Below are 1257 nucleotides of genomic sequence, written 5' to 3'. Positions count from 1 at the left end.
TCTTCCTCTTGTTTCTTCTTCTCTTCCTCTTGCTTCTTCATCTCCTGACGATCCTTTTGGTCATAATCCCCCTTGTCGCAAGAATAAAAGGTTACGACACACGCACATAATAAAAAGATTAGCTACTTTGATAATTTTTTTGTTTTCATTGTTATCCTTAATTCCGCAACACTATTATAAATTAAACTTTTTAAGTACCTGAGCAACAAAAAGTTCTTGAACAAGTCAAGCGGCAGAGCCGAGCGGCTCAGGATTTTGCCATGTCAGAATTTTCACTTATCTTAGTGTTGCAAAAAAAAAACAAGAGAATCCGACGATAGACATGGCGAAGATACAAATTAAATCTGAGAGACTCACTCCTTTTGGGGGATTATTTTAGGGTCATGGAGCAACTTGCACAATGCTTTTGTTCTTTATAGATTGTTATAACTCTATTATTAAGGTTTCTAATTCGTAGTACAAAGATTGAAAAAAGAAAGAAATAATCTCTTTAATAAGGCGTTTTTTTTTTCATTGTATAATTCTTTGTGGCCTTTTTTACTGAATGGTAAAAAACTCAAATAGATTGATGAGGGTATTAGATAGAATAAAAAAATCGGAAAAGGATTTCTCCCCTCCGACGCGGTGGGCCGCCTTTCGGCTCCACCTCTTCAATTTAACCTTCTTAAATTGACAATCTAAATACCTAAACCTAAATAACTAAAAACCTTAAAAATAGTGTTATACCTGAGTACCAATCTTCTTTCTTACCTTAACTAAACCTACTGTCTTTATAACTTCTCTAATCTAATCTAAACCTATTTAGTATATTCCTTTATAACAATCTTTTTTTACCTTAACTAAACCTATTTGTTTAATCCCTAAACAATCTTTCTTTTCTTACCTTTAGAAAACTAATCCTGTTGTCTTTTTGACGTTGCAAAGATACATCGGCTTTTTGAATCGAACAAGAATTTGTATGTTCTTTAGCATATTTTTAATATCTTTCTTGATGTAAATCAAGGTTTGTGCGCGGACACACAATGGTAAAGTTAGGAGTGAGAAGTTAAGAATGAGGAGTTAATAGGGTGAGTATTAGGAATGAGAAATGGCTTGTTTTATCTTCACCATGCTTCTACTGCCTCTCTTTATGCTTCATTTTTTTCAATCAAAACTCAAATACTAATCTCCCAACTCGGCTACTTGTCCACTCGTAGCCTTGTTCACTATCAGACTGCAAGGACTCCGCAGTTTTACTGCATAGCCTATTCAGAAATG

This window comes from Prevotella sp. DNF00663, from assembly GCF_001553265.1.
GTDB lineage: Bacteria > Bacteroidota > Bacteroidia > Bacteroidales > Bacteroidaceae > Prevotella.
Note: the sequence above shows the minus strand (reverse complement) of the source record.